At 37.3% G+C, this 22,972-nt stretch carries 17 protein-coding genes; 9 read left to right on the forward strand and 8 right to left on the reverse strand.

The features are described from left to right. Positions 1–4: 4 nt before the first annotated feature. The 8 genes from ACFOW1_RS06995 to ACFOW1_RS07030 all read right to left on the reverse strand — a co-directional run bounded on the left by ACFOW1_RS06995 (position 5) and on the right by ACFOW1_RS07030 (position 10,964). The gene (locus tag ACFOW1_RS06995; protein WP_379013178.1) at positions 5–1,369 is read right to left on the reverse strand and encodes a TolC family protein; all 1,365 of its coding nucleotides are present in this window, start codon (positions 1,367–1,369) and stop codon (positions 5–7) included. Between the two features lie 126 nt (positions 1,370–1,495). Continuing rightward, a complete protein-coding gene (locus ACFOW1_RS07000; protein ID WP_379013180.1) occupies positions 1,496–2,314 on the reverse strand; it encodes an AraC family transcriptional regulator in 819 nt (272 codons plus the stop codon). A 195-nt stretch (positions 2,315–2,509) separates the two neighbouring features. Continuing rightward, complete coding sequence (locus ACFOW1_RS07005; RefSeq protein ID WP_379013181.1) at positions 2,510–3,814, reverse strand: carbohydrate porin; 1,305 nt, start codon at positions 3,812–3,814, stop codon at positions 2,510–2,512. A 270-nt stretch (positions 3,815–4,084) separates the two neighbouring features. Next, a complete protein-coding gene (locus ACFOW1_RS07010; protein WP_379013182.1) occupies positions 4,085–4,876 on the reverse strand; it encodes a hypothetical protein in 792 nt (263 codons plus the stop codon). A 37-nt stretch (positions 4,877–4,913) separates the two neighbouring features. Continuing rightward, complete coding sequence (gene mgtA / locus ACFOW1_RS07015) at positions 4,914–7,631, reverse strand: magnesium-translocating P-type ATPase (RefSeq protein ID WP_379013184.1); 2,718 nt, start codon at positions 7,629–7,631, stop codon at positions 4,914–4,916. A gap of 176 nt (positions 7,632–7,807) precedes the next feature. Continuing rightward, a complete protein-coding gene (locus tag ACFOW1_RS07020) occupies positions 7,808–8,521 on the reverse strand; it encodes an MgtC/SapB family protein (RefSeq protein ID WP_379013185.1) in 714 nt (237 codons plus the stop codon). A gap of 389 nt (positions 8,522–8,910) precedes the next feature. Beyond that, positions 8,911–10,278, reverse strand: a complete 1,368-nt coding sequence (locus ACFOW1_RS07025) for a sensor histidine kinase (RefSeq protein WP_379013186.1) — start codon at positions 10,276–10,278, stop codon at positions 8,911–8,913. Next, a complete protein-coding gene (locus tag ACFOW1_RS07030; RefSeq protein WP_379013188.1) occupies positions 10,269–10,964 on the reverse strand; it encodes a response regulator transcription factor in 696 nt (231 codons plus the stop codon). The genes ACFOW1_RS07025 and ACFOW1_RS07030 overlap by 10 nt, the downstream gene beginning before the upstream one ends. Before the next feature lie 537 nt (positions 10,965–11,501). Between ACFOW1_RS07030 and ACFOW1_RS07035 the strand changes: the two genes are divergently transcribed. The 9 genes from ACFOW1_RS07035 to ACFOW1_RS07075 all read left to right on the forward strand — a co-directional run bounded on the left by ACFOW1_RS07035 (position 11,502) and on the right by ACFOW1_RS07075 (position 22,822). Then, positions 11,502–13,832, forward strand: a complete 2,331-nt coding sequence (locus ACFOW1_RS07035) for a S8 family serine peptidase (RefSeq protein ID WP_379013189.1) — start codon at positions 11,502–11,504, stop codon at positions 13,830–13,832. Positions 13,833–13,903: 71 nt separating this feature from the next. After that, positions 13,904–14,875, forward strand: coding sequence for a Gfo/Idh/MocA family protein (locus tag ACFOW1_RS07040; RefSeq protein ID WP_379013191.1), 972 nt, complete (start codon positions 13,904–13,906; stop codon positions 14,873–14,875). Between the two features lie 375 nt (positions 14,876–15,250). After that, a complete protein-coding gene (locus ACFOW1_RS07045; RefSeq protein WP_379013192.1) occupies positions 15,251–15,754 on the forward strand; it encodes a GNAT family N-acetyltransferase in 504 nt (167 codons plus the stop codon). Positions 15,755–15,883: 129 nt separating this feature from the next. Continuing rightward, positions 15,884–16,126, forward strand: coding sequence for a PqqD family protein (locus tag ACFOW1_RS07050; protein WP_379013193.1), 243 nt, complete (start codon positions 15,884–15,886; stop codon positions 16,124–16,126). Between the two features lie 31 nt (positions 16,127–16,157). After that, the gene (locus ACFOW1_RS07055) at positions 16,158–17,210 is read left to right on the forward strand and encodes an ATP-grasp domain-containing protein (protein ID WP_379013195.1); all 1,053 of its coding nucleotides are present in this window, start codon (positions 16,158–16,160) and stop codon (positions 17,208–17,210) included. Between the two features lie 172 nt (positions 17,211–17,382). Further along, positions 17,383–18,741, forward strand: coding sequence for a hypothetical protein (locus tag ACFOW1_RS07060; protein ID WP_379013196.1), 1,359 nt, complete (start codon positions 17,383–17,385; stop codon positions 18,739–18,741). A 105-nt stretch (positions 18,742–18,846) separates the two neighbouring features. Then, a complete protein-coding gene (locus tag ACFOW1_RS07065) occupies positions 18,847–21,024 on the forward strand; it encodes an urea transporter (RefSeq protein ID WP_379013197.1) in 2,178 nt (725 codons plus the stop codon). Next, positions 21,012–22,211 (forward strand): tetratricopeptide repeat protein, encoded by a 1,200-nt coding sequence (locus ACFOW1_RS07070; protein ID WP_379013198.1) that lies wholly within the window; start codon positions 21,012–21,014, stop codon positions 22,209–22,211. The genes ACFOW1_RS07065 and ACFOW1_RS07070 overlap by 13 nt, the downstream gene beginning before the upstream one ends. After that, positions 22,199–22,822, forward strand: coding sequence for a tetratricopeptide repeat protein (locus ACFOW1_RS07075; RefSeq protein WP_379013199.1), 624 nt, complete (start codon positions 22,199–22,201; stop codon positions 22,820–22,822). Before ACFOW1_RS07070 ends, ACFOW1_RS07075 begins: the two co-directional genes overlap by 13 nt. The last annotated feature ends 150 nt before the right edge of the window (positions 22,823–22,972 follow it).

Genomic DNA, 22,972 nt, shown 5'->3' on the forward strand with positions numbered 1-22,972 from the left:
TGAATTAATTAACCTGATTTAAGAATAAAGAGATATCGCCTTTTACAGCAGCTTTATATAGCAATGTTTTCCAAACAGCCATATAAGCGGTTTTGTAATCGGTCTGCGCTTTTAGCAAATTATATTGCGCTTGTACCACATCTGCATAGTTTGCCAATCCTGAATTGTATCTAGACACAATAGTGGTATAAGCGAAATAGGATGACTGCACCAGTACGGGCATTGCCTTAATTGTTTTTAAGGTATAGTCCATATTTGCATTGGCAGTTTGCCACTGCTTACTAAGTTGCAGTGTTACGTCGTGCAGTTTTTCTTCATCGGCTTTTATTAGCAAATCCTGCTGCTGTAATTGTGGTTTTATTTTTAAAGATTGTAGCAAGGGCACACTTAATTGTATACCTACCCCGTAGTTGTAACGCTGCAAGCCCAAGCCATCAAGGGCTTTTACATCGCCTGTATAAGCAACGCCCGAACCTCTAGCATAAGTGGTAGCCCAAACGCCCAAGGTGGGCGAAGTGGTTTTGGCAATGGTTTTTCTTTTTGCTTTATCCAATTCAATCGACGTATTATACAGCGATAGCAAGGGATTTTTAACGGTATCGCTGATCATAATGTCTACTGGAAGTTTTGCAAAAAGCGAACTATCTGCAATCACCATATCCACATCGGTACCAGAAAGCTGTTGTAGCAAAATAATGGTTTGTGCAATACTTTTTTGAATAGTCAACCTATCAATATTTGCCTTAGCAACTTCTGCCGAAAACAAAGCAGAATCAACGCCCGCCTTTATGCCATTGGCTACTAGGGTTTTCACATTGGCTAAATTGGCTTCAGCCCTAGTCATATTCTCTTTGTACAATTTATCCAATTCTGTAAACGTCAACAGGTCTAAATAGGCGTTGGCTACTTTTATTTTGTGCTGTAAAATATCGTTGGCCAAATCTGCGCTGGCATATGTTACACCACTTTGTGCATAAGCAATCTGTGCTTCCCTTTGTCCAAAAGTGATGGGTTGCCAATTCAATAAAAGACTAGCTGCACTGCCAAACACACCACTAAAATTATTGGTTGTTGCTGGCGGACCACTTATTGGAATTAACAATTGCGGATATGCCATACCCGTAATATTGTTGTAAGTGGCATAATCTATTTGATAAGCAGCGTCTAATGAAGGTATTTTCGTGTGTGTGCTCACTTCCACCGATTTTTGAGCAGCCCCAACAGCATATTGTTTTGCTTTAAGTAAGGGGTAGTTGGTTTCGGCCATTTGCAACAGTGCCTTCAATGTAGTAGGTTGTTGGGCAGTAGCACCAAAAACCTGTATCAGCAGTAAACCCAAAAGCGCCACAAATATTTTATTAAGCTTCATTTTATTTGATAAGATTTAATATTATTTTTCTGCAAATTAATTTTTGATGGCAATAATCCCTTCGGTACAAAAGTGTTGCAATACCATACTTAAAGCATGGTACATTTGAAAATAGTTTGGTATTGTTTACTGCTTCCTAAATGCTAGCGGTGTTTGGCTAGTGTGGCGTTTAAAATACTTTACAAAATGCGAAGCATCACTAAAATCTAAGGAAGCAGCAATTTCAGACACCGTATTATTAGTATATATTAACAACCGTTTAGCTTCACTGATGATATGTTCTGCTAAAATTTCTGCAGCAGATTGGTTAGCAGCATTACGGCAGGCAGTATTAAGATTCTGAGGGGTAGCATTTAAAAGATGGGCATAATGTGCAACGCTGTTTTTGATGTCAGTTCCTTGTTCAAGCAGTTCTCGAAAAGAATGGAATAGGCCCGCTTTTATTTTCACCTTATTGATAATAGGTGTTGCGGTGTCCAAAATTTTGGCCAACAATGCCTTTAACAGCCCTTCAATAATTAGAAAATGATTGTCGTTGGCAATTTCATTTTCCTTGGTAAGGAGTTGAAACAAATAGTCTATTGTGTCGATGTCTTTTATTTGCAAACATGATAATTTGCTAAGCTTAATTAAGAGTGCCTTCAGCTCACCGTCAAAGCTCTTATCCATAAACGACTTCTTTAATATTACAACATAACCTTCTGGCTCGCTTAGGAGTTCCCAATGGTGCACCTGTTCTTTTCTTACAAAAAAAATAACAGGCGGCTCAACGGGGTATTTTTTGTAATCAATAGCATGTGTGCCGCTTCCTTTGGAGAGGTAAATAATTTCAAAATAGCTATTGTGCTTGTGCGGCTCCGTTTTTCTTACCTCTTTTTTAAACGGCGCAATTTTGATAAGTTTAGCTGTTTCGCTCTTGTCTTTTATCTGTACCGTTGATCCCATTGGAATGATTGTTTGCTAGGCATGAAAATAGGACGGAAATATTGAAAAGTATCACCAAAGTCTTAATAAAAACCTCGTAAAATAAACATTACAAAAAACGGTCTCATTCTAACGCATGCTCGCACACGTTAGAATGAGACCGTTTTCAAAACCCACCATGTAGAAGCAGTTATGTAACTATTAGCATATACTTACTTAAAACTCAATATGACCCCTCAGCGCAAATACATGTACAGGCCCTCTGTCTTTATTATAGCCAGGATTGGTTACAAACTGGTAATCGCCCGTAAGCCAAAAGGATTTTGAAAGTTTCGCACTATAATACGTTTCTACAATTGCTTCATGACCATAATTGAGCGCACCATCCCCAATAATAAAGCCATAGCCGCCTGAGGTTAAAAAGTTTCGATGATCCTTAGAAATCCCATTGATAACCGTGGCAATACCACAAATATCATCTGGCCTTTTCCATTTGCTACCTTTGATTGATAAGCCCAAGCTAAGTGTTTGGTCTATTTCGGTAAATGCCCAAGTAACATATTTGCCATCATTCCAACCTGTTCGCATAAAAAAGCCAATATCATCTATTAATGCCTGTTCTACATTAAGACCTAATCCAAATTTTTTACCGCCATACTGGTTATTTTCAACCTCGCCCTGAATAACATCTAACAAAAAAGTATTATTGGTAGCAAGCGCTTTTAAGCCATCCGCATAAGTCAACGATTTTTCATAGGTGGCACTTGCCGTAAATCGAGCGGTACCTTTTCGTTTATTGATTAAGAATTGGTGTTCAAACTCAAGGGTTTCTGAATGCGCTTTGGCATTGTATTCCATTAAATGAAAATTAGCAATACGAGGAACTGCAACGCTCGACAGGCGTAATGCCCATTTTGGTTTAATAAGTTCTACCACGACACCCATGGTATAGCCACGCGTATTTGCTGGATAATCCCAAGCACCATTGGCCCATAATGACCAATTGAGAAATTGTGACCGTGGATCTTTACTATAGATATTGTCATCATAAAAATCAGCAATAGCAAATTTACCCGCAGAAATGGTGATACGACTAGTAGGCACTAAAGTACCAACTTGGTTAATCTCGTCGGTTACTAACTCATAACTGGTATTTTTTAGCGGAATATGTTGTTGTAAATACCCTCTAGCAATAAATACTTGGGGTTGCACCTGCCCTACCCGGTAGGTTTCGCCATTAAGTGCACCAGCAACACCCTGTGCATAGCTAAGGCCATTGCCACCAGAAATTTCAGGATTCAAATAAACAGCCGCACCCTTCCATAATTTTCGCCCAAGAAATAAAGTTGTGGTTAAACTTGTTGCACCAACATCTGTAGAATCTGCTAAACTTTTATTACCACTGTATTTTGCTTTAAAGCCTGCATGGCTTTGCGAAATGGCGGTTAATTGAAAATGGTAAGACCATGGACTCGGTTTTACTGTGCTATCAGTTTGCGCCGAGCCAATCGTGATTGCCATAAAAAAGTGGAATATAGAAAATAGATATAATTTCACGTGAAAATTCTTTAAAATATAATAATGCTTTTGTTTCAGATAGTAAGTAGCTTATGCCAATATATGGGCAAGTGATGGCGGGATGCCTTGAAGGCAGATTAATACCATGATAAGTCTTTGCATTGTTACTAGTTGTATGCTTATAAAAATAAAATGTATGTATTTTCAACGGTTATCGCTACCAATTATTGGAGTACAATATGGCGAAAATATTTGATAATGTGGTGGTATTTGTTATGATTTTTTGTGATGCCAATCGATACGTCGTCCCAATATCATTTTATAGATAGACTTGTCAGTGGCATCCGTAAGACCAAAACCATAACCGAGGTTCAGCTCCCAAACTGGTGAAAAATCAACATCAAGAGATAAAAATAATTGTTGATTCTGTTGATTGGCAGGTGAGAAATTATTTAAAGGCCCCAATGAGCCATAATATTCAAGACCAGGTGAAAAAACAGATGATACGGCATAGCTAGCTTTAAAATTGGGTGAAAAAACAAAACCATCTTTTTTGTTCAACCCATGCAACGACCTATCAAAAGTTGGATTAAAAGACAAGTATAATTTATCAAATGTTTTATCGATAATAGGCCTTAATTCTACTGTCCAATCGTCTTCACTATATTGGCTTTTTTGATACCCAACTTCTGCAGAAAAACTTAGCCCAACGGGAAGATGCCAAGCTTGCGGTGCGGCAATGCGAGGGCGTATATGGCTACCCACATAGGCACTTCTTCCATTATCGCCAAGGGCATTAAACATATAGAAACCAATTTCAAAATTATCCTTGAATCCATGGGTAATTTCAAGGGTTTCGTGAACGATATGATTGGTTGGATAAACACCATTTTTAATATCTCTAGTACCAGCGCCAGTAAAATTACTATGCAGTTCAAACATGGTACTACCTTTCGTCATGGTTTGCGCACCATACACTTGAATTTCATAATTATCCTGCGCACCAGCTTGTAAAACAGATAGGCATAGCGCCATTAGAATCATACATTGTAATAGCTTTTTCATCACCATTTGTCGATTTTTTATACTAATAAATTAAGTTTTAAAGCCATTGGTTGAATTTCTTAATAAACCAATTTTTCACAAACTGTGTTAGAAAACAATAACAAGTTAAAATACCAAACAACCAAGGAAAATAACTAAGTGGTAAGGGCTGCAATTTTAAAGCACTTGCAAAAGGTGAAAAAGGAATAGCAATGCCCATTAACATGATAACGGATGTAAGCGCCACTACAGGTGTTGTAGCCCAACTTTGAATAAATGGTATTTTTTTGGTACGTATCATGTGCACGATTAATGTTTGTGATAATAACCCTTCAATAAACCAACCGCTTTGAAACAGACTTTGATGTTCAGGTGTATTGGCTTTAAAAAAATAGAACATTACAAAGAACGTCGCATAATCGAATATAGAACTAATAGGCCCTATGTACAACATAAACTTTGTAATGCCAGAAGCATCCCATTTTTTTGGCTTTTCTAAAAAATCTTCGTCCATTCTATCCCAAGGAATAGATGTTTGGGATACATCATATAGTAAATTTTGAACCAATATTTGTACGGGCAGCATTGGTAAAAAGGGCAACAATGCACTAGCGCCCAACATGCTAAACATATTACCAAAGTTGCTGCTAGCCGTCATTTTAATATACTTAATGATATTGCCAAACGTTCTACGACCATACACGACGCCTTTGCGAAGTACCATTAAATCTTTTTCCAACAAAATAATATCTGCACTTTCTTTGGCTATATCTACCGCTGTATCTACGCTTATACCTACGTCTGCATCTCTCAAAGCAGCTGCATCATTAATGCCGTCGCCCATAAAACCAACTGTATGCCCTTTGGCTTGTAACAATTTTACCACCCTAGATTTTTGAATAGGACTAAGCTTTGCCAAAATGGATACATCATCTATCTGCGCTTGCAATACTTCATCGCTCATATTTTCCAAATCACTGCCTAGCAAAATCTTATTGAAATCTATACCTACATCGCGGCATATTTTTTTGGTAACAATTTCATTATCGCCAGTTAATACCTTAACATTCACACCTAATTTTCGCAACGCTTCAATAGCGGTTTTGGCAGAAGGTTTGGCAGGATCTAAAAAGCCAATAAAACCTGTGAGAATCATGTCTTTTTCATCCTCTATAGAATACGTTAATGCCCTATCGTCAAATTCCTTAATAGCCACCAATAACACCCTTAGCCCTTCTTTGTTCAATTTTTTAGAGGTGTTCAATATTGTGTTACGAACACTTTCGTCAACTGGGATGATTTTATCAGTTTCAATATGCAGTTGTTTGTCTTCCCCAGGGTCAAAAGCTTGGTTGCATAAATTCAGCATTTCTTCTACGGCGCCTTTGCATATCAATAAATGTTTGCCATTTTTTTGTTTTAAGATAACGCTCATTCTGCGACGTTCAAAGTCAAAAGGTATCTCATCTACCTTCACAAAATGCTCATCTACTTTTAAATGCTCATGCACTTCGGCATGGTCAAGCACCGCCACATCCAATAAATTTTTAAGCCCTGTTTGGTAATAACTATTTAAATAAGCCCATTTCAATACTTCTTCATCTTCATCCCCAAAAATGTTCAAATGCCTTTCCAACACTATTTTATCCATCGTAAGTGTGCCCGTTTTATCGGTACACAAAACGTCCATGGCGCCGATATTTTGTATTGCATTAAGGCGCTTTACAATCACCTGACGTTTGCTCATACTGATGGCACCTTTTGCAAGATTGGCGGTAACAATCATGGGCAACATCTCAGGGGTTAAACCCACAGCCACGGCTATGGCAAACAGCAATGCCTCTAACCAATTGCCTTTCACCAAACCATTAATTAAAAAAATTAACGGCACCATTACCAACATGAATTTGATAAGTAAGTAACTGACTTTATTAACCCCCTTATCAAAACTTGTTTCTGCACTTTTGCCAACAATAGATTTACTCAACGAACCGAAATAGGTTTGGTTACTTGTGGTAACAACCATAGCAGTAGCAGATCCACTGATCACATTGGTACCCATAAAGCAAATATTATCCAGCTCAAGCGGCGTGACGGTATTTGCGTCTCGTATAGCAATATTTCTTTTTTCGGCAGGCATAGATTCGCCCGTAAGCATCGCCTGACTGACAAATAAATCTTTTGATTGTATGATACGACAATCCGCAGGAATCATATCGCCAGCAGATAGTAAAATAATATCACCTGGCACTAAGTGTTTAATATCAACTTCTATTTTGCTACTGCCCGATGCAGCGTCGTGCCTTAAAACCGTAGCGGTGGTTTTCACCATGCTTTTTAATTGTTCGGCTGCACGATTACTTCTAAATTCTTGAGAAAATCGTAGCAAAGAACTTACCATAACCATAATACCCACCATTAAAACGGTTTTATAATCAGCCGTGCCAGGTGCCGCAAGCCATATATCCATAATAGAAGATACAATGGCAATGATGATAAGAATACCAATAAATGGATTAATGAAAGCCTGAATCAATTGCTTAAGCCAAGATGGGGCTTTCTCGTGATGCACCTCATTTAAACCAAATATTCTTAGCTTTTCTTCTACCTGAGCCGTTGTTAAGCCTTCGGCATTAGTATCAAACATGGCAAAAAATATCTGGCTGTCATTACTACTTGCTTTTCGCAATTTAGTAGCCGCCTCGTCAACAGCCCCGTTTGAAGCTTGCGTAAATGGTAACTTATTTTTAATATTTTCTGTGATGGATTGAGACATGGTACTCATTTTTATTGTTTCTAATGTTTCTTCTTAATATTGACTTTATAAAAGCAGTATATGGATCAATATTAGCCGCTACTATTTATATAGAAATAAAAACTATATCTATAGGTCTCAAATATACAGTCATCGCTATTATCTGGAAATTAACTGTTAAAATCGCATGTCATTATTCAGATATCTGTTTGTTGCCCCACTACCTCCCAGCTTACCTTCATCACATCTTGCTCAATTGTTAGTCGGCTAGCAATGCGTTCCAATACATGATCTTGCGGTGATACACTTTTAATTTCGGCCGTAATAATAGCGTTGCCTGACTCTTCATTATCACTGCTACTTAATGAGCGGAGCAAGAGTGTATCATCGCTATTTAGATGCTGCATTAATAGTACCCTTAAATGGTTTTCTACTTTTTCTTTACATTTTATAGTAAACAGGTATTCGGTTTGGGCTGTGTCTGACTTTATAAATGGTAACCTACTTAATTGCAAACCTAAAGGACGAAGCAACAAATGAACCATCATGATAAAGGCCGAAACTATACCAGCTTGCATAAATAAACCAACTCCCGCTAAAGCGCCTACTGCAGCCGAACACCAAATAGTAGCAGCCGTATTAAGCCCAGATACACTCATGCCATCTTTCATAATAACACCTGCGCCTAAGAAGCCAATACCAGTTACTATTTGCGAGGCTACACGGCTTGGATCGCCGCTATTGCCAGTAAGCGATACAGATAATAAAATAAATGCGGCAGAACCAAGACTAACCAAGGTATTGGTACGTAGCCCTGCACTTTTTTGCCGCCATTGGCGTTCAATGCCAATGGCTGCGCCCAATGCAAAAGCAAGAAGCAGTCTAGTAGTAAAATCGAAGATGGTTAACATAGCAATTACCCTCCATAATATTTAAGTATCCTTCATTAAAAATTGTTATAATAATTTGTAGTGTGCTGTCTTAAACGTTCCTTGTATAGTTAATACAGACATGAAAATCGGTACCAATATTTGGATAAACTGTTGCCGATAGCAGTAGGTTGAGTGCGGTTAGCTTGAGCATATACTTTGGTTTTATTCCGCAACAGGCGGAATACCAATGGCATTCTGACAGAAGCGGAGATTAATAATTATTGATATGATTACTGGGGTAAGTATCCATTTGTATGGTATTAAATGATATAAACCATTAAAGTATTGCAAATTTAAAACCGCCCCAGTGAAGCGGCTGTTAGGGATGCTTTAGAATATGATTAGAAAATTATTAGAAGACAAAACCATCAGAGATGTGGCAACATAATAGTAAAAGTAGTGCCAATATGTTCGGTTGATGCAACCTCAATATTGCCTTTATGCAAGGAGATTATTTTTTGGGTAAGGAAAAGGCCGATGCCATTACCATCAACAAATTTTTTATTGCCCCCTCTGTAAAATGGTGTAAAAATATGTTGCAGCTCTGTTTGGCTAATACCAATACCCGTATCTGAAAAACTAAGCACTATTTGCTTTTCGTTGTAGGATATTTTGGCAACACTTTGGTGGTTGCTAGAAAATTTACAGCCGTTTTCTATCAGGTTAATAAAAGCTGTTTTTAATAAATATTCGTTCCCGTTCACTGAAATAAAATTATCGTTGTCTATCTCTTTATCAAAAACAATATCTACGTTGAAATTGGGTTGGTTGTGCAACACGTCATTTCTTGCATCTAACAAAACCTCGTCTAATCTGATTTGCTTAAAAGCAATTTCTGTTTGGTCGTAACTAGCTTTTGCTAAGTCCAATAAGCTATTGGACAGACGTATCAATTTTTGGGTGTCAGAAATAATATGATCGATAGACGCTTTGTATTCTGCAATGCTTCTTTCTTTTTGCAGGGTCAGTTGCATTTCGGCCAACATTGCAGTTAATGGGGTTCTTAGTTCGTGTGAGATATTCGATACAAAATGTTTTTGGGCATCGAAAGAGTTTTCGAGCCTATCTAACATTTCATTAAATGTGATAGCCAATGCCCCAATTTCGTCTTTAGGGTTACCCGGCGCTACCCTTAAATCTAAATTGGTAGCGGTAATTTTTTTTACCTTATCAATTAATAAAGAAACAGGTTGCAATGATTTTTTTGCTAAAAACCGACTACTAAAAAATATCGCGATAACGGCCAACAAAAAAGAAATCACCAATGTATTGCGAAGATTGGCCAATTTGGCAAGCCCATATCCATCTACCGCCGCAGAAGTAATCACATAATCTTTGCCATTGTGTTGGTACAAAAAGCCCACCACCTGCATATTTTTTATATAAATCGCCATTTCTTTCTCTGCCTTAATGCTATCAATCATGCCCTTTGTCTCTTTCACTTTGTCTATTTCCACGGCATCGTGGTACAACAAATGAAAAGCGGTATCATAAATAGCTACCTCTTCTTGAAACAAGGCATTAGGGGCTTTTTTATAAATCAACTGCAAAACATTTGGGGCCACTTTGGTATCAAATAAGAGATTGGCTTTGATAGCGCCTTGCTGTTTTAATCGCTTGAAATACTCTTCTTCCCTGGTTTGCGAGGAAGTGATATAAACCGTTAAAGCAAATGCCAATAATAAGGCTGCTATAAGCGACGTGAATAAAAGTGTGAGCCTTGTTCTTATTTGCATGGCTCATCTTGTTTAAAAATAAAACCAAGTCCAGGCTTGGTATGAATCAGCTTTATATCAAAATCCTTATCAATTTTTTTTCGCAAATAATTGATATAAACGTCTATAAAATTGGTTCCAGTATCAAAATGGGTATCCCAAACATGTTCAGCAATCTCGGTTCGGTTCAAAACCCTTTCTGGATTTTGAATCATAAATTCCAGCAGTTTTAACTCTTTGGGGGTTAAAGAAATCTCCTTGTTGTTACGTTTTACAATTTTGGTATGAAGGTTCAGTTCAAGGTCGGCATACTTTATAACAAAACCTTGCAAATTACTATTGCTGTTATTGCGTTTTAATAAAGCGCGGATGCGCACATGCAATTCTCTTAATTCAAAAGGCTTCACCAAATAATCATCCGCACCAGCATCAAAACCCTCCACTTTATCATCAGTAGTACCTAAAGCAGTCAACATAATGATAGGCACATTTGGCTTACGCAAGCGGATTTCTTTGCATAGGTCTAAGCCGTTGATATTGGGTAAAATAATATCGGTAATGATCATGTCGTAATGGTTAGCAAGTGCTAATTTCTTGCCCATCAAACCGTCAAAAGCAAGCGTAATGGCAAAGCCTTGTTCTTCCAAGCCTCGTTTAATGAGGTCAGCAATGCGTTGTTCATCTTCAATTAGCAAAACTTGCAACATCCATCTTGATTAATAGCACAAAAATACTAAAAGAGCGGTGGATTGTGAGGTAGGCATTTGCAAATTAGCAATTTGCGACCTTATTAACAAAGTCGCTTGTTAATAATTTAATTATTATATAATATTAATTATATTACATTCGTCAACAAGCCATAATAGTTATTTTTAGTGCCTGACAGCTATATTTCTGAGCTATACCCGAGCTATACCCGAAGTATGGATAGTGTATGGGGAGTGTATGAAATGAAGTATCTGGTTTGGTGGTATCAATTCCTATCAAACATTGAAAATTATCATTATGCTATATTCAAAAAAAGGATCAAAACCTGTTCACCTAGTTGGCAAAAGTCTTTGTAAATAGTATGCCTTCGATATATGTTACATAAAAACACGTGTCATAAACTTTTAAATGCGAATAATTCCTCATCATTTTTCAATCATATCCAAGTCAGCATTTTTATTATATTGTGGTATCTAAAACTATTAGTTTAGTGTGTTTGTTGTAAAATGTGTATTATCTTCTAACTATTACGCTGTATGATAAAGCCATTCACCATTTCGCTTCTAAGTACTTTATGCTTTAGCAATATCGCTTTGGCGCAAACAAGCACTAACCATATTCAATTAAAAAAAGATGCGACCATTGCCACCGAACAAGCACATATTAACCAAATAAAAGTAGCATCGCTTGCAAAAACCAAACATTGGGATTGGGTGATTACCTCACAAAATGGTAACAAAGCGTATTTAGTGGGTGTTACAACCAATGGGCAACCGAAATACTATGCTGCCTACAATAATACCATTGCAGCAGCTACTACAAGGGCCAGTCAATTGTGGGCGGGTGGCGCTTCTGGTTTAAACTTAAGTGGTAGTTCGGCTTTCTTAAAAAACAAATTGGCTATTTGGGACGGTGGGCAGGTAATGCCAACCCATAAAGAATTAATAGGTAGAATTACACAAAAAGATAGTACCACCCCTGTAATTGCACATGCAACACATGTAACTGGTACGCTAATGGCTAGTGGTGTAAACCCTATTGCCAAGGGTATGGCCTATAATTTACAAGGTATTATTGCCTACGACTTTTATAACGATTTAGCAGAAATAACCGCGGAAGCAGGGAATATTATTATATCTAACCACTCTTACGGTGTAATTGCTGGCTGGCTTTACAATAGTGCCCCTAGTGATGGCAGCCCAGCAAGGTGGGAGTTTTGGGGCAGACCAAACGAAAATGAAGACGTTAACTTTGGTTATTATGACGATGATACCAAATCGCTAGATGCCATTGCTTATAATGCACCTTATTATTTATATGTAAAAGCTGCGGGTAATAACAGAAACCAAAATGGCCCTCCCGTAGGTACGCCCTACTACCGATGGGACGCCAATGACAGTATGGTGGCAGCAGGTAATAGACCAGCGGGTATTAGCAGCAACGATGGCTATGATATATTACCAACCAATGCCAATGCCAAAAATATTTTAACCGTTGGTGCGGTAAATGGCATAGCCAATGGTTACACCAAGCCAAGCGATGTCGTAATGAGTAGTTTTAGCAGTTGGGGACCTACAGATGATGGTAGAATAAAACCCGACTTAGTGGCTGACGGTGTTGCTGTAACTTCTTGTGTTAATAACAACGATAGCGCTTATGCTACTTACAGTGGTACTTCAATGGCTTCGCCCAATGCGGCAGGTTCGTTATTATTATTACAAGAATATTATGCGCAATTAAAAGCTGGCACTTTTATGCGGTCGGCTACATTAAAAGGCCTAGCCATACATACTGCGGAAGAAGCTGGCGATACCACAGGTCCGGATTATAGATTTGGTTGGGGGCTATTAAACGTAGAGAAAGCAGCAGGTGTAATAAAAGAAGCTGTTACTAATAATAATACAGGCAAGCACTTACTCTATGAGAACGTGCTTACCAACGGCGGCACATTTACCAAAACCATTGTTGCCAATGGCAATGACCCATTAGTAGCTACCATTTGCTGGACAGATGTAAGCGCCAACGTAACCCCATATGCCAATGCTTTAAATGATACCACTAGTAAACTGGTGAACGACTTAGATATGCGTATTACCAAAAATGGTAGCACTTACTATCCTTGGATTTTAGACCCCGCCAACCCTGCTAAAGCAGCTACGAAAGGCGATAATAGAAGGGATAATGTAGAGCGTATTAATATTGATAGTGCTAAAGCTGGAGATACGTATACAATTACAATTACACACAAAGGCACACTTACCAATGGCTCGCAAGCTTATAGTTTGCTAGTAAGTGGGGTGGGTGGTACACCAACTAATTTGCCATTGAATCTACTAGCTTTTGAAGCAAAGCCACAAGGTAATACCGTTCTTTTAAACTGGCAAACAGCCAATGAGGTAAACACCGCCTATTTTTCTATAGAGCGCAGTATTGATGGCAGTAACTTTATTAATGCAGGAAAAGTATCTGCTAAAGGCGACGGGGGCTACAGCTTTACAGATGACTTATCAAACAGCAATCAGCAGCAAGTATCACCCATTTATTACCGCTTACAAATGGTAGATAAAGATGGGCGCTTTGCATACAGCAAAATCGTTGCAGTTAGTATAAATTCACAACAATCCGCATTAACAATATACCCCATCCCTGCCACCAACACCCTTTATGTACAACTAAATAGCACGAAAGCTACCAATAGTACCTTTCAGGTGCTCAATATGCAAGGGAAGGTATTAGTACAACAGCCTATTGCAATAAGAATTGGCACCAACACATTTTCTGTAGCTAGCAATATTTTGGCAAGGGGCAACTACATTATTAAAGTGATCGGCGAAACCGTGTACGCAAAAATGATCACGAAAGAATAGTATCATTGGACAGATAACTAATAAGAAAATATACCTTAGTGCCTCATTTATAGAAACATAAGCAAATTAATATGATTAAATGGGGTATTATAGGCTGTGGCGATGTTACTGAGGTAAAAAGTGGGCCTGCGTTTAACAAAGTCCCAAACTCAAGTTTGGTAGCAGTAATGCGCAGAGATGCAGTAAAAGCCGCAGATTATGCACAAAGACATGGTGTACCAAAATGGTATGGAGATGCCGATGAACTGATAAACGATCCAGATATTAATGCGATTTATATTGCCACACCACCACGCTACCATGAGGCTTATACCATCGCTGCATTACAAGCAGGTAAAGATGTATATGTAGAAAAACCCATGACGCTTACTAGTGCATCGGCACACAATATGCAAGCAGCGGCGATAGCAAGTGGAAAAAAGTTAACAGTGGCGCATTATAGGCGCGGCTTACAATTATTTTTACAAGTAAAAGCAGCTATAGATACCGGTGTGATTGGTGAGATACGATTTGTAAACCTTCAAATGTTACAACCTCATGAGTCTGACTTGATTACCAAAACTGCGGATAATTGGCGTGTTAATCCGGAAATCTCTGGTGGCGGTTTGTTTTTCGACCTCGCACCCCACCAAATAGATTTGATGTTGTATTTTTTTGGTAAAGCCAAAAGCTACAATGGCTTCTCAGATAATCAAGGTGGTTATTATCCTGCATCAGATATTGTTACAGGCAATATACAATTTGAAAATGGCGTACTCTTTAATGGCATTTGGTGCTTTACTGTACCACAAGAAGTAAGAAAAGATGAGGTGGAAATTATTGGGTCGAAAGGGCGTATTCGCTTCTCGGTATTTGGTACAAACTTTTACCAATTAGAAAAAGATGGGCAGACAGACACGATAACCTGTTATGTACCACCACATATACAACAACCCATGATAGAATGGGTAGTTGAGTATTTTAGTGATAAAAGAGCTAATCCTTGCTCAGCAGAGGTGGGTATAGCAGTGATGCAAATATTAGAAACCTTCGACAGGCTGTAACATAATAACGCAACACCATATATATATATAGAAAGCACAAAATTTATTGATCAAAGCTTTCCAAACATAATTTTATTCCCTGCTAAATAGAAATTCTCAAAGTTCATTGCTTTGGTACAAATGATTTTAGTCGATTAAGTGGCTATTTTGTTGGCTACAAATAAACCATTAGCCCAACTTGGCTTTCAGATTACATTACATCAATAAACCAATCGCCTCATAAAAAACTTCCTTGAACTATAAAGCCTATCTATTAACAAGCAATTCTCACCGTTTTCAAGCAATGAATAAAAAATAAAACCAAGCAAAGGTTTCTTTTTCTTTTGTCGTCTAATAGTTTTTTTAGGCTTTAACCGTCATCTCAAATTTAATTCAATGGCTGTAACTATTAGGCAGTGGGTTAGTACAGATTTACCAAACCTTGTGTTATATGCTAATAACATTAATATTTGGAATAACCTTCGTAATTATTTCCCTACACCTTATACTGAAGCTGATGCCATTGCTTGGCTAGAAAAAACGATTGATGCTTCGCCAATTGTAAACCTAGCAATAGATATAGATGGGCAAGCGATTGGTGGCATTGGTCTTATTTTAAATAGTGATGTATATGTTATGTCTGCTGAAATTGGTTATTGGCTTGGCGAGCCTTTTTGGGGACAAGGCATCGCTACCGAAGCAGTAAGACAAATGGTAGACTATACCTTTTACTACTATGATATTGTGAGATTATATGCCGAAGTTTTTGAGATAAACAAGGCATCGATGCGGGTTCTTGAAAAAAACGGCTTTTATCTAGAAGGCGTCAGACGCAAAGCTGTTTTAAAAAACGGTGTTCTGATGGACGATTATATATGGGTGAAATTGCGTCCTTGGTAGGCACACAATGCATTAACAAAATAGTAACAAGTAACACCAAAAGTTTTTCTCAATAAACACTTCTAATTAATTGTGTTTGCTAAAATAACGTTACTATAACTTTCTTAACCATTTTAAAACAAATTGTTTATGCATCTTAAAAAAAATATCGCCACTAGTGAATCTGGTTTCATCTTCAATCCGTCAACGGGTGATTCTTATTCTGCCAATCCGATTGCTGCTGAAATTTTAGGCCTCTTAAAAGAAGGTATTGCTGCCTCAAACATTAAAGCACAAATACTAGACCGTTACGATGTAACCAATGCACAGCTAGAAAAAGATTGGGACGATTTTGCTAATCAACTAAAATATGCCAATGTTTTAGAACAATAGCCAGCCTTTCACAACTCTAAACCTTATTGCCATGAATGAAACCAAACAACACCTCACGGTAGCCGTTACAGGCTTAAATGCTATTGACAGCCCTGGCCCTGGCATAGCCGTGATTAGAGCCTTGAGAGACGGTTTTCCAAAACCAATACGCATTATTGGTCTCTCTTACGAAACCATGGAACCAGGTATTTACTTGCATGATGTGGTTGATAAAACCTATCAAATTACTTACCCCGCTGCAGGCACAGAAGCATTATTAAATCGGTTAAAATACATTCATGAGAAGGAAAAAATTGATGTATTGATTCCAAATTTTGATGCCGAGTTGTACAACTTTATGAAGCTAGCGCCAACGTTAAAAAGTATGGGGATTGCCACATTTTTACCAAGTTTTGAACAGTTTGATGCAAGAGATAAAATGCATCTCCACCAATTTGGCTTAAAATATGGTCTATCTGTACCAGCCGACAAAGTCATATATGGTGTAGATGAATTATATACTTGTGCTGAATTACTTGGTTATCCTTTAGTAGTAAAAGGGAAATATTATGACGCTGTGGTTGCCTATACTATGGAACAGGCACAAAAAGCATTTTATAAATTGACTGCTAAATGGGGCTATCCAATTATTGTGCAACAATTTATCAATGGCAACGAAATAAATATTGCGGTATTGGGCGATGGCAAAGGCAATGCCACGAGCACTATTCCCATGAAAAAACTGTACATCACCGATAAGGGTAAAGCTTGGGCTGGTATTACACTAGAAGATGATACATTAATTGCTCTTGCCAAAACTTTTGTTCAAGCCACTAAATGGAAAGGCGGTTGCGAATTAGAAATAATGCGTACCCCAGAAGGTATACCCTATATCATGGAAATAAACCCACGATTTCCTGCATGGATTTATTTAACCGCGGCTGCTGGGCAAAACCAACCCGCAGCTTTAGCTAAAATGGCACTTGGCGAAGATGTACCACCTTACATAGATTATGAAGTTGGTAAAATTTTCATCCGCTATTCGTGGGATCACATTACAGATGTGAATGAATTTCAACAAATAAGTGGCTTCGGCGAGTTGTAACCACAAAGTCATAACGGCACAATGTGTCACAACGTTGTGGTTCGATTGTGTCGTAGCGTTGTAGTGGTTAAAAAAAGCTTAGCAAAGAACAGAACCTCGAAGTGTGCGACGCAACAACAGACACATAGTAGTACTAAAGCTGATAACAAAAATAACCTTTTAAAAAAATACCATGCAAAAATTAAGATACGAAAGCCCAAGTATTCAAAAAATGAATGCTGGTTTAATGAACAAATATGGCACACGCACCGAGTACGAAGCGGTAAAACATATTGATGGCGTACCCGTAAAAAGTATGATTGAACAATATGGCTCGCCAGTGTTTGTGATTAGTGAAAGAACTATTCGCAGAACCTATCAAAGTGCGGTTCGTGCATTTAAAACACGCTACCCCAAAGTGCAGTTTGCGTGGAGTTATAAAACCAATTATATCAATGCGATTTGTAAAATTTTCCACCAAGAAGGTAGCTGGGGCGAAGTAGTAAGCGGCTTTGAATACCGAAAAGCTTTGGGCAATGGTGTACCTGGTAATAAAATAATATTTAATGGCCCCGAAAAGACAGATGAAGAATTGGTACTTGCTATTAATAACGATTCATTGATTCATATTGATCATTTTGAAGAGATGTATCAATTAATTGATTTGGCTGACAAATTAAAGAAAAAACCAAGAGTTGCCATTCGTGTAAATATGGATACGGGCGTTTATCCAATGTGGGATAGATTTGGCTTTAACTATGAAAATGGGCAGGCTTGGACGGCAATGAATAAAATTGTGGCGTCGGGCAAATTGCAACTCACTGGGCTACACTGCCACATAGGAACCTTTATGCTTAGCACAGAAGCGTATGCGGTAGCCGTGAGAAAACTAGGCGATCTAGCATGGAATGCTAAAACGCAATTGAACACTGTGCTTCAATATTTAGATTTAGGTGGTGGTTTACCAACCGCAAATAATTTACGCGGTGCGTATATGCCATCGGCTGATATGATACCGAGTGTAGACGAATTTGCAGAGGCTATTACCAATGCCTTATACAATATTGGGTTTAACACCGATGAATTGCCTTTGTTAATATTAGAAAGCGGCCGTGCATTAATAGACGATGCAGGGTATTTGCTAGGTACCGTGTTGGCCAACAAACGTTTAAGCGATGGCAGAAAAGCGACCATTATGGATTTTGGGGTTAATATTTTGTTTACCGCATTTTGGTACGAGCATAAAATGAGTCCGGCACAAGATTTTACACACCACACGGAAGATATGGTATTATATGGCCCTCTTTGTATGAATATAGATATGGTAAGAAGCAGTATCAACATGCCATTGCTTAACCGTGGCGACCATGTGGTAGTACATAAAGTAGGGGCATATAATATGACACAATGGATGCAGTTTATACAAATGCGCCCAAATGTGGTATTGATAGATGAAAGCGGTAACACGCATTTAATAAGACAAGCTGAAACACTTGAGTACATTGAGCAAATGGAAATATTACCAGATTATTTAAAGGAAATTAATTTGTAACTCCCACCAAGAAGGCGCAAGGTAAAATCGTTGCACAACATTGTTCAGCACCAGGGTTTCTTAATCTCTGTGATTAATAAAAAAAATAAATTGAAAGCATCAGTAATGATATCATTTTCAAAATATATGATTAATGCCATACTAAATAGTTACGGTATGCTATTCTTTTCTAAGAATAAGATTTTTGCATTACTCATATTGGTGGTGTCGTTTTTTACACCATTTACGGGTGCTTGTGGTTTAGCAGCAGTAATTATTGCCATTCTTGCAGCATTGGCATTGGGTTTTAGCAAAGCACAAATGGAAAACGGCTTATTGACCTATAGTGTGGTATTATTTGGCCTTGGCTTTGGAACCAATTTTGAATTTGGCACTGCATTTACAGCTTTATTAATTGTGGGTGCTTTACTAACATTTTTTATAGCTACAGCATTAAATGTAATTTTAAATAAAAGAGGACTGCCTGCTTTATCCTTAGCATTTATAATTAGTACGGCTTTGTTAATTGTTGCTTCTAAAAGCTTTGGCGGCGTTGGTTTAACACATAGGCATATTTACTGGTATAACGAAATGTATGCGCTGGGTGGTAATAGACTAGTAAACGTGATTACTACGATTGAAAATTGGAATATTCCAGATTTTATAGCAGGCTTTTTTAGAAGTATGAGTGCTATATTATTTCAAGTAAATATTGCCACAGGCATTATATTATCTATTGGTTTACTAATTTATTCAAGAATAGCTTTCATATTGATGATTTTTGGATACACGGTGGCTATATTTTTTGGGGTGTTAATGGGTAGTTTTAATCAGGTTGATGTTAGCTATTACAATATGGGTACCAATTTTATGTTGGTAGCAGTAGCCTTAGGTGGCTTTTATTTAATCCCATCTATCCGTTCTTTTTTCTGGATTTTTATTTCGGTTCCTATTGCTTATTTAATGGTAATTGGGGTTGGTAGTTTGTTATTTAAAGTAGGTGTTCCTATTTTTTCATTACCATTTTGCATTACAGTGATTTTGTTTTTGTATATGCTGCAAATGCGCACCAAACCAAGTAAACTAGTACTTACACCTATTCAATATTATAGCCCCGAAACAAATTTATATCGTTATATAAATGGCAAAGAACGGCTAATGAACAATATATATCATCAGCTATCCTTACCGTTTATGGGAGAGTGGATGGTAAGCCAAGGTTATGATGGAAGTATGACCCACAAAGGCGATTGGGGTAAAGCATTAGACTTTGTTATATTAGATGATGAAATGAAAACCTTTCGCTTTCCTGGAAATTTGCCTGAACATTTTTATTGTTATAACAAACCTGTATTAGCGCCAGCAGACGGTATTGTAGAAGACATTATTGACCACATAGATGACAATGAAATAGGCGGTAATAATGCCCAACAAAATTGGGGGAACAGTATCGTTATTAAACACACAGAAGGCTTATACACCAAGCTATCACATCTAAAAAAACAGTCTTTTAAAGTTGTCAAAGGAGCGTATGTGAAAAAGGGAGAAATCGTAGCATTGGTAGGCAATTCTGGGCGTTCCCCAGAACCACATTTACACTTTCAAGTACAAGCAACACCTAATGTTGGTTCTAAAACCTTGGCCTATCCAATTAGTTATTTCACAATTAATAATCATAAAGAGATCGTATTACAAAATAACAGTGTACCTTCAGAAGGCAGTTTTGTAAGCAATGTTGTTGGTAATGCCGCATTACAACAGGCATTTAACTTTCAGCCTGGTTATATTTTAAAAGTGCAAGCGCCAAATTTTGCGGACGAAACATGGGAAGTTTGTACGAGCATTTACAATGAGACGTATTTGTATTGTGCTGCTCAACAAGCATTTGCCTATTTTATAAACAATGGCACAGCCTTCTATTTTACCAACTACTTCGGTTCTAAAAAAACGTTGCTCTATCATTTTTACAACGCAGCTTATAAAGTTTTACTGAGTTCAGAAAAACAAATAAATGTTAAAGACCATTTTCCACTAAATGTTTTTTCTGTAAATCCCATCAAATGGTTACAGGATTTACTGGCACCATTTTACATATTCATTCGTATGCGTTTTGAAAGTGAAGTAAAACAAACTGATGGCTTATTAAACGATGGCAGCATTTCCTTTACTAGTAAGCAAACCCTTGCGTTATTTGGTATAAGCAAGCACCAATCTACCGCCGTTGTACAAATTAGTAATGGGCAAATACAATCTTTTTCAATCATCAATCACCAACAAACCATCTCTGCCTTATGCAGCCAATAAAACTAGTAATATTTTGTTTTTTCATAACGCTTGCTACTCATGCAACGGCACAATCACCCTTTACCTACGAGGAAGCAAATACTAAAAGTTATGCCTTGTATGAAAAAGCTTCTTGGAAAGAACTTTTGGATTATGGAAGAGAGGCTGTGCTTAACAATCAAGATTTTACATTATTACGTTTGCGGATGGGTTATGCAGCCTTTATGTTGAACAATTTTAGTGAAGCGATTCGTCAATATGAACAAGTGCTAAAAAATGATTCGTATAATAGTACGGCGCATTATTATATATGGCTTTGCAGAAAATATTTAAACCAAACAGAATTGGCCGATGCGCAGGTTAGATATTTGTCGCCAGAAGTGATTGCTGAAGCAAAACTTAGATCATTTGCTTTTACAGATGCAAATATTGAGGCTAGTTTTAAAACCACCAACAGTTCTTTTAGAAATAATACCAATTATGAAAAAATAGAACTCAAAAACAGGTTCGGTTACAATATACATATGCAACAAGCTGGTGCATTGTTTAACCAATCTATTTTATTGGCCAATGCTTTAAGACCTGGAGCAATTCCACCGCCACCACCTTATAGAACAGCAAGCATTAATCAAAGCGAATATTATAATAAAATAACTGCCAATATGAATAGCCATTGGCAATTGAAAGCAGCTTACCATTATACCCAAACTAATACAGATAATACCATATATAATAACCAGTCAGCATTGGTAGGCATCAAATATTTCAATCATTATTTTGATATTCAAGCTGATGCCATTTTTTCGACCATTACCGATACAAGTATTAGCCAATATAATGCGCAAATAGGTATTTATCCTTTCGGAAATTTAAAACTATATGGCTTTTCTACAGCCATTATTAGAAATAGACCAAGTGGATCGGCATTTAATTTTAGGCAAGTTATAGGTGTACAAATATCAAAAAAACTTTGGTTAGAGGGTAATACAACACTTGGCACTTTTACCGACTTGCTTGAAAATGACGGCCTATACATTTACAACCAAATAGATAAAAACTTATTTAAAGCTGGATTATTTGGTTACATCCCTCTCTCTAGTCAATGCACCTTTAATATGGGCTATACATTAGAACAAAGAGTACTTTATAATACCAATAATACATTTAATCAACATTCAATCACAGGAGGTCTATCATGGAAATTTTAAAAAAACAAATTACAACCATAGCTATTATGTGTATAGCTATAACAACATTGGCACAAAACAATAATACTGCCTTACAGAAAGCTTTTAAAGACAGTTATGTACAAGAGTACAACAAGCTTTATGGCGAAGCCATTGCAAGCCTTACAAAAGTGTATGACGATAGTAATTATGAAACCAATTTGCGACTTGGCTGGTTAAGTTATATGAATAAAAATTACACCCTATCGCAAAACTATTATCAAAAAGCAGTTACCTTAAAGCCCTACGCTATAGAAGCGAAATTAGGTTTGGTGAAGCCACTATCTGCCTTAGAAAGTTGGGATAAAGTATTACAAACTTATGAAGACATCTTAAAAATAGATGCACAAAATGTAACAGCAAATTACTGGGCTGGGGTAATTTTGTATAATAGAAAAAAATACGATCAGGCTTCTAAACTGTTTGAAAAGGTTGTCAACCTTTACCCATTTGACTACGACAGTAATCATATGCTAGCGTGGACCTATTTGAATTTAGGAAAAAGTAATGATGCAAGAACATTGTTTAACAAAGCATTACTGATACAGCCCGCTGATGTATCATCGCTTGACGGGCTTGCCAAGCTAAAATAGATTAGCAAATAATGTTGTTTGAAAAGAATGAGATAATCACATTACCATAAAACATATTAAAAAAATACATACAAATTACGATTGTATTGATTAATAATACAATTCATAATTAAGGTAATAAAAAAGGTAGCTTGTAATCAAGCTACCTTT

The sequence above is a fragment of the Parasediminibacterium paludis genome, from assembly GCF_042651445.1.
GTDB classification, from domain to species: domain Bacteria; phylum Bacteroidota; class Bacteroidia; order Chitinophagales; family Chitinophagaceae; genus Parasediminibacterium; species Parasediminibacterium paludis.